The sequence below is a fragment of the Aeromicrobium sp. REDSEA-S38_B2 genome (genome assembly GCF_001628525.1).
GTDB classification, from domain to species: Bacteria; Actinomycetota; Actinomycetes; order Propionibacteriales; family Nocardioidaceae; genus Aeromicrobium; species Aeromicrobium erythreum.
This window is the reverse complement of the sequence record NZ_LUNH01000038.1, coordinates 50,954-58,304: the sequence shown is the minus strand read 5'-3', so window position 1 is coordinate 58,304 and position 7,351 is coordinate 50,954. Positions and strand designations below refer to the sequence as shown.

Below are 7,351 nucleotides of genomic sequence, written 5' to 3'. Positions count from 1 at the left end.
CTGGTCGAGTAGTCGACGCTGCGACGGAGGAGCTGGCGGAGACGTATCGAGACCATTCCAGGCGGTCGCTGGGGGTTGGTTCGCGCTGATCCGTTGCCGGGTGGTCTCGATACGCGGCACGGCGCTCCTTCGTCGCGCGTACCGCTACTCGACCAGCGGTGAGCTGGTCAGCCGACGAGGCCTCGGGCGGCGAGGATGGGGCGGACGCCCTCGGCGAACCAGTAGGCCTCCTCGACGTGGGGGTAGCCGGACAGGACGAACTCCTCGATGCCGAGGTCGGCGTACTCGCCGATCAGGTCGGCGACCTCGCCGTGGCTGCCGACGAGAGCAGTGCCCGCGCCACTGCGCACCAGACCGACGCCGGCCCAGAGGCCGGGGTGCACCTCGAGGCTGCGCGCGTCGGTCGGGGCGACGCCGCCGTGCAGCTCGCGCATCCGACGCTGGCCCTCCGACTCGCTGCTGGCCAGGGCCTGCTGCGCCTTCGCGACGTCGGCCGGGTCGAGCTCGGTGAGCATCCGGTCGGCGACCGCCCACGCCTCCTCGCTCGTGTCGCGGCTGATCGTGTGCAGGCGGATGCCGAACTTGACCTGTCGACCCTCGTCGTCGGCGAGCTTGCGGATCCAGGCGATCTTCTCCGCGACGGCCTCCGGCGCCTCGCCCCACGTCAGGTAGGTGTCGACCTGGCGGGCGGTCACCGGTCCGGCCGCGGCCGACGAGCCGCCGAGGTAGATGGGCGGGACCGTGCCGGGCTTGCGGGTGCGCGCGTCCTGCACGTCGTAGTAGTCGCCCGTGAAGGTCGAGCCCGCCTCGGTGAACGCCGCCCGGAAGACCTCGAGGAACTCCTCGGCGCGGTGGTAGCGGTCGTCCTTCGTCACCTGGTCGCCGAAGCGCAGCTGCTCCGACGGGTCGCCACCGACGACGACGTTCAGCAGCAGCCGGTCGCCGGAGATGCGCTGGAAGGTCGACGACATCTGGGCGAGCAACGTCGGGCTGATGAGCCCGGGCCGCAGCGCGACCATGAACTTCAGCCGCTGGGTGTGCGCGAGCAGGGCCGACGTCACCACCCACGCGTCCTCGCAGGGCGTGCCCGTCGGCGTGAGCACGCCCTCGAAGCCGAGCCGCTCCGCCGTGCGCGCGACGTCGACGAGGTAGTCGAGGTCGGGCTCGCGGTAGCGGCCGGCGGTGTTCTCCGGTCCTCCGCCGCGGGCGACGTCGGCGGGAAGGGAGTGGCCGCCGCCGACCAGGGAGCGGCTGTCGCCGGTGGTGGGCAGGAACCAGTGGAAGGTCAGGCTCATGCTTCGAGAATGACCCGGCCCCCTCCACCCGGCAGGCGGTCCCACATGCCGGACACCGCCTGCCTCCCCTCCCCGCTGACCGTGACGTTCGCGGGGCAGATCATCGGGATCCGCCCCGCAAACGTCACACTCAGCGGGAAGGGGGAGGGAAAGGGGGTCAGACCTGGGCGCTGCGCGGCGGTGGGGTGCCCGCGACCGCCCAGCGGCCGAGGTGCTGCAGCTTCCAGCGGACGGGGTCGTGCAGCGTGTGGGTGCGGGCGTTGCGCCAGTGCCGGTCGTGGGCGCCGGTCGCCGTGCTGCGGGCGGCGGAGCGGGTGCCGCCCAGCTCGAAGGCCGCCGAGGTGACGTCGAGCGCGGCTCGGTCGGCCAGGACCTTCGCCGCCGCGGTGGCCAGCGACGCCTCGGTGGCGGCGTCGTCCGACGGCTCGCGCCAGGTGGCGTCGACGGCGCGGGCCGCGACCTCGAGCGCGGCCTCGGCGGCGCGCACCGCCACCTCGAGCTCGCCGTAGCGCTGCACGAGCAGCGGGTCGTCCTCCGGCCGATCGACCCCGGCCTCGAACCACGGTCGCGACGACGTGCGTGTGAAGGCGGCGGCGTCGGTGAGCGCACCGCGTGCGATGCCGACGTCGATCGCGGCGTGCAGCAGCTGCGCGAACGCGCCGTAGCCGTACGGTCCGCTGATCGCGGTCGCCCGTGGTGCGACGTGGTCGAGCGGCACGCGGACCGCGTCGAGACGCACCGTGCCGCTGGCGGTCGTGCGCTGGCCGAGGGCGTCCCAGTCGTCGATCACGCCGACGCCCGGGGTGTCGGCGCGCAGGAACGCGATCCGGTCCTCGCTGTCGCGGTCGCGCGCGAGCACGGCGAGCCAGTCGGCCAGCACGCTGCCCGTGGCGTAGAACTTCTCACCGTCGACCACCGCCCAGCCGTGGTCGTCGAAGCGGACCCTCGTGCTGATGTCGGTGACGGTCGCGCCGCCCCGCTCGGACTGCGCGTTGGCCACGCGGGCGCCCCCGAGGACGTCCGCGAACAGCCGGTCGCGCAGACCGGTCGACCCGGCCAGCTCGGCCAGCCGCAGGTACACGAAGTGGCTCTGCGGCACCTGGGCGACGTTGGGGTCGACCGTGGCCAGCAGGCGCACCAGCTCGGCCGCCTCGGCCGCCCCGCCGCCCGGCCCGCCGTGCGACGTCGGCACCGTGACCGCGAGGACGCCGAGCGACGACAGCAGGTCGAGCTCGGCCCGCGGCAGGGTGCGCTCGCGGTCACGCTCGGCCGCGCCCGCGGCGATGGCGGGAAGGTGCTCGACGACCGACCCGACGAGCTCGGACGGCAGGGTGGCGCTCACGCGGCGAGCGGCTTCCGGGTCCAGCTGGAGCGGAAGTCCAGTCCGCTGCGCTGGAACAGCTGCGTGACGGGGCAGCGACGCTCCAGCTCGCTCACGAAGCGGTCGAACGTGGCCTCGTCGGCGTCGGTCTCGACCGTCGCCACGACGCTGACCGCGCTGAAGTTCGCGTTGCCCTCGGCGCCGCCGACGAAGACCGACGGGTCGAGGTCGCCCTGGGCGTGGAACGTGAACGTGCCGAGCGCGATGTCGAGGTCCTTCGCGACCAGCGTGGCGGTGATCTGGTTGCACGACGTCAGGGCGCCGAGCGTGTACGCCAGCGGGCTCGGCGCGGCGTCGGCGCCGCCGAACGCCGGGTAGGTGTCGGCGTGGAAGACGTGGCCGTCCTCTCCGCCGACGGTCACCTTCTGCGCCACGCCGGTGCCGGTGCTGTCGACGACGAACGGGACGAGGGTGGTGGTGCTCATGGGAGGTCCTCTCGGTGGGTGGACCTCCACGATGCGCCGTGGAGGACCGCCGTGGGGGGCGTGTCGGTGGTCGGGCAGGTCTGCAGGGTGCCGCGAGTCGTGCTAGCCGGCTCCGGTTCCCGAGGAGGTGTGAAGAGGGCGGGCAGCCGGTGCGTGACCGGCCACCCGCCCTCGGCTCATCGGCCGCCGACGTGCTGCGTCGGGCGGTTCACGTGTACCAGCTGGGCTCGGGGATCTTGCCGAGCAGCGCGTACTCGCCGACCTCGCGACGCTTGTAGGCGACGGGGTCGTGGAGGGTGTGGGTGCGGGCGTTGCGCCAGTACAGGTCGAGCCCGACCTTGTTGCTCGACGCCCGCGCGCCCGTCAGCTCGTAGATCTTCGTGCCGACCTCGAGGGCGATGTCGGTGGCGAGCTGCTTGACGGCCGCCACCCGCACGGCGACCTTGCCGCGCGCCTCGGGCGTCAGGTCCTCGCGGGGGGCGTGGAGCAGCGCCGAGATCTCGCGGCCGACGTCGTCGGCGAGCGCCTCGGCCGCCCACAGCTGCGACTGCAGCCGTCCATACCCCTCGAGGATGTACCACTCCTCGGACGCACTGGCCTTGTCGTCGCCGCCGTAGGGCCAGGGTCGCGTGGTGGAGCGGGTGTAGGCGGTACCGGCCTTCAGACCGCCGCGGGCGATGCCGAGGTAGAAGTTGCTGAAGACGAGCTGGATCGTCGGCAGGTTGAGCGTGCCGTAGACGAGCTCCACCTGCTCCTTGTCGACGTAGCCGGCCGCGGCCGACCACGGCACGCGCACGTCGGTGATGGTGACGCCGCCGGACTCGGTGAGCCGCTGACCGAGGTTGTCCCAGTCGTCGTGGAACACGATGCCGGGCTGCTGGCTCGGGACGATGGCGAAGATGTGCTTGTCGGTGCCCTCCAGCACGCCCTCGAGGACGGTGAGGTCGCTGACCTTCGAGCCGGTGGAGAACGACTTGCGACCGGTGAAGACGATCTCGTCGCCCTCGTCGCGGATGGTGAGGTCGTTGTCGCGGGGGTTGACCGCGCCGCCGAAGAACAGGTTGCCGGTCGTGTACAGCTCCTCGACGGCGGTGATCTGCTCGGGCGTGCCGACCAGGCGCACGGCCCAGGCCCACAGGTAGTGGTAGGCGAGGAGCTGGCCGATCGAGCCGTCGCCGGACGCGACCTCGCGCACGACCTGGTAGGCCAGGTCCCAGGTCTGGCCGGCGCCGCCGTGCTCGACGGGACCGAGCAGGGTGACGAGGCCGGCGTCCTTGAGCAGCTGGACCTCGGCGGTGGGCACGGCCTGGGCGCGGTCGCGCTCGACGGCGTCGGCGGCCAGGATGCCGGCGACGTCGGAGGCGCGCTCGAGCCAGCCGGCGGGGGTGGACGGTCGGGGCTCGTCGGCCCAGGGGGACGACTGGACGGCGTCCCGGACGGTCAGGTGGTCGGTGATGGACATAGGGTTGCTCCGTTCCTTGCGCTAGTGGGGAATGCCGCCCGCCGGGGTCTCGCCACCCCGGCGGGCACTCCCGACGCGCGCCCCGGGTGGGCGCTGTCGGGGGGATCTGGTGTCAGGCGGTCGTCAGGGCGTCCTCGCCGAGCTGGCCGGACTCGACCGCCTGCGTCTCGAGCTCGCGGACGATCGGCAGCACCTTCTCGCCGAAGTACGCGATGTCCTCGAGGTAGTGCAGGAAGCCGAGCAGGAAGAGGTCGACGCCGCGCTTCTTGAACTCGACGATGCGGGTGGCCACCTGCTCGGGCGTGCCGATGAGGCCGGTGCGGAACCCGTCGTTGTACTGGACGAGGTCGCGGAAGGTCGAGTCCGCCCACATGCCCTTGCCGTCGCCGGTGCTGCTGCCGGCCTGCTGGACGGCCTGGCGGAAGCCCTCGACGGCCTCGGGGTTGGCCTTGGCGATGATCTCCTCGAGCACGTCGCGCGCCTCGGACTCGGTGTCGCGGGCGACGACGAAGCCGTTGAGGCCGAAGCGCACCTGGCCCTCGCGGCCCACGAGCGCCGCGTTCTGGTTGACCTCGAGGTACTGCTCGGTGAAGCCGTCGAGGTCCTTGCCGTTGGAGAAGTACCAGTCGGCGACGGTGCCGCCGTTGCGGCGGGCCGCGGTGGAGTTGCCGCCCTGGAAGATCTCGGGGTGCGGGCGCCCGGGCACGTCGACCGGTCCGGGCTTCAGCGTGAAGTCGTGGATGCGGTAGAAGTCGCCGCGGTGCTCGAAGCCCTCCTCGGTCCAGAGGCCGCGGAGCACGCGGATGAACTCCTCGCTGCGGCGGTAGCGCTCGTCGTGCTCGAGCCACGGCTCGCCGAGGCCCGTGAACTCGTCCTTGAACCAGCCCGACACGACGTTGACGGCGGCGCGGCCCCCGGAGATGTGGTCGGCGGTGATGATCCACTTCGCGAGCACGGCCGGGTGCCAGAGGCCGGGGTGGACGGCGGCGATGACCTTCAGCTTCTCGGTCTGGGTGAGCAGGCCGAGGCTGAAGCTCGTCGACTCGTGCTGCTGGTCGGCGCCGTAGGAGGCGGTGTAGCGGACCTGGCTGAGCGCGTACTCGAAGCCGACCTGCTCGGCGAGCTGCGCGACCTTCACGTTGAAGTCGTAGCTCCAGTCGGTGCGCTGCTCGATGGTGCTGGTGACGAGTCCGCCGGAGACGTTGGGGACCCAGTAGGCGAACTTGAGGGGATCGGTGCTGATGGGCATGACGATGCAGCCCCTTCCTGGTGTGGGAGTGACGGAGTCAGGAGGTGGACGGTGTGGGTGGAGGTGTCAGGTGGTCGTCAGGCGCGACATCGGCGGGCGACGCGTGACGTGGTCATCAGAACGCCTGGTGGGTGCCGAAGCTGCGCTGCCAGTAGACGAGCGGGCGCTGGGTGCCCGTCTCGGCGCGCACGACCGTGCCCAGCACGAGGACGTGGTCGCCGGCCGGCACGGTGCTGGTGACGTCGGCGAGGACCCACGCGTGCACGTCGTCGAGGCGAGGTGCGCCGTCGTCGCTCCAGCCGAGGTCGGCGAAGCGGTCGTGGAGCTTGGTGGAGAAGCGCAGCGCCACCTGGTCCTGGTGGGCGGCAAGCACGTTGATGCCGAACCGGCCGCCGCGCTGCAGACGGGCGAGCAGGCTCGAGGTGCGTGCCAGCGAGATGGCGACCATCGGCGGGTCCATCGAGAGCGACATGACACCGCTCAGGGTCGTGCCGTGCGGTCGGCCGCCGTCGGACGTGGTCACCACCGTCAGTCCGGTGGCGAAGTTCGCCATGGCGCCGCGCAGCGCGGCCTCGAGGGTGGTGTCGTCGACGGACACGGCCATCTGGTCCTCCCGATCGGTGGTGGTGATGAGTCCACGGTGGACCCCAGGGCGTCCTTTGCGGGGCCTGCTCACGACGTGGGACGACCAGCGCGCGGAAGTCTGCCCGTGGTAGGACGGACCACCGCTCGACGACCGGCGCCGCCTGCGGGGTCGGGCTAGCGTGACGGCATGGCTGAGCTGACGATCGACGGTCCCGACGGCCCCATCGAGGCATGGGTGGCGACGCCCCCGGACGGGGGACCCGCCCCGGGCGTCCTCCTCGTGATGGACGCGATCGGGCTGCGCCCGCAGATCCGCGCGATGGCCGACCGGTTCGCGTCGTGGGGCTACGTGGTGCTCGCGCCGAACGTCTTCCACCGCTCGGGGACCGCTGCCGAGACGTCGCCGACCACCGACCTGCGCGAGCCCGGTGCGCGGGAGGCGTTCTTCGAGTCGGTCGGTCCGCGGATGGCTGCCCTGACGGGGCGGGTTCCACGGGGGCGGCCTCGTGACCGACCAGCCCGACAGCCCGCACCTCGGCCTGACGACGGCGACCGCGCGGGTGCTGCTGCGCCACGCCGACGGCGACGCGTCGATGCCGCCGGAGCACCAGCAGGTGATCGCGGAGACGGCCGCCGAGCATGGCGTCGCGCTCGACCAGGGCGTCTACCCGGGCGCACCGCACGGCTACTCGATGGCCGACACGTCGATGTACGACGAGCAGGCCGCCGAGCGGCACGCGACCGAGCTGCGCGAGCTGCTCGACTCCACCCTCCGCTGACCCCCTTCCCGCCCACTCTTTCCGCCCACCCTCCCCGCTGAGCGTGACGTCTGCGGGCCATCCCGGCCCCGAACAGCCCGCGAACGTCACGCTCAGCGGGGGGAGGGGAGGGATGGTCGCGGACGTAACGTCCGCGACATCGGCGCGCACTAGCGTCTGCCCCGACGTCGGCGGT

At 72.4% G+C, this 7,351-nt stretch carries 7 protein-coding genes and 1 pseudogene; 2 read left to right on the top strand and 6 right to left on the bottom strand.

What is annotated here, in order from left to right:
* Positions 1-167 precede the first annotated feature (167 nt).
* The 6 genes from A6Q81_RS09460 to A6Q81_RS09435 form a co-directional block, all read right to left on the bottom strand.
* Positions 168-1,295: an LLM class flavin-dependent oxidoreductase gene (locus A6Q81_RS09460; protein WP_286690308.1), complete on the bottom strand. Its 1,128-nt coding sequence runs from the start codon at positions 1,293-1,295 to the stop codon at positions 168-170.
* Positions 1,296-1,452: 157 nt separating this feature from the next.
* The gene (locus tag A6Q81_RS09455; protein ID WP_286690307.1) at positions 1,453-2,637 is read right to left on the bottom strand and encodes an SfnB family sulfur acquisition oxidoreductase; all 1,185 of its coding nucleotides are present in this window, start codon (positions 2,635-2,637) and stop codon (positions 1,453-1,455) included.
* A complete protein-coding gene (locus tag A6Q81_RS09450) occupies positions 2,634-3,101 on the bottom strand; it encodes an OsmC family protein (protein ID WP_286690306.1) in 468 nt (155 codons plus the stop codon). The genes A6Q81_RS09455 and A6Q81_RS09450 overlap by 4 nt, the downstream gene beginning before the upstream one ends.
* A gap of 208 nt (positions 3,102-3,309) precedes the next feature.
* On the bottom strand, positions 3,310-4,563 hold the full coding sequence (locus A6Q81_RS09445; RefSeq protein ID WP_286690305.1) for an acyl-CoA dehydrogenase family protein: 1,254 nt from the start codon (positions 4,561-4,563) through the stop codon (positions 3,310-3,312).
* A gap of 112 nt (positions 4,564-4,675) precedes the next feature.
* On the bottom strand, positions 4,676-5,812 hold the full coding sequence (gene sfnG, locus A6Q81_RS09440; protein ID WP_286690304.1) for a dimethylsulfone monooxygenase SfnG: 1,137 nt from the start codon (positions 5,810-5,812) through the stop codon (positions 4,676-4,678).
* Positions 5,813-5,927: 115 nt separating this feature from the next.
* A complete protein-coding gene (locus A6Q81_RS09435; protein ID WP_083516181.1) occupies positions 5,928-6,416 on the bottom strand; it encodes a flavin reductase family protein in 489 nt (162 codons plus the stop codon).
* Positions 6,417-6,584: 168 nt separating this feature from the next.
* Between A6Q81_RS09435 and A6Q81_RS17225 the strand changes: the two are divergent.
* Positions 6,585-6,812 (top strand): annotated as a pseudogene (locus A6Q81_RS17225) (dienelactone hydrolase family protein); the annotation flags it as partial.
* A 91-nt stretch (positions 6,813-6,903) separates the two neighbouring features.
* The gene (locus A6Q81_RS09425) at positions 6,904-7,176 is read left to right on the top strand and encodes a dienelactone hydrolase family protein (RefSeq protein ID WP_286690303.1); all 273 of its coding nucleotides are present in this window, start codon (positions 6,904-6,906) and stop codon (positions 7,174-7,176) included.
* The last annotated feature ends 175 nt before the right edge of the window (positions 7,177-7,351 follow it).

Excerpts from the sequence above, each read along its gene's own strand:
- A6Q81_RS09460 (WP_286690308.1), bottom strand. The coding sequence starts at position 1,295 with ATGAGCCTGACCTTCCACTGGTTCCTGCCCACCACCGGCGACAGCCGC.
- A6Q81_RS09450 (WP_286690306.1), bottom strand. The coding sequence starts at position 3,101 with ATGAGCACCACCACCCTCGTCCCGTTCGTCGTCGACAGCACCGGCACC.
- A6Q81_RS09445 (WP_286690305.1), bottom strand. The coding sequence starts at position 4,563 with ATGTCCATCACCGACCACCTGACCGTCCGGGACGCCGTCCAGTCGTCC.
- sfnG (WP_286690304.1), bottom strand. The coding sequence starts at position 5,812 with ATGCCCATCAGCACCGATCCCCTCAAGTTCGCCTACTGGGTCCCCAAC.
- A6Q81_RS09435 (WP_083516181.1), bottom strand. The coding sequence starts at position 6,416 with ATGGCCGTGTCCGTCGACGACACCACCCTCGAGGCCGCGCTGCGCGGC.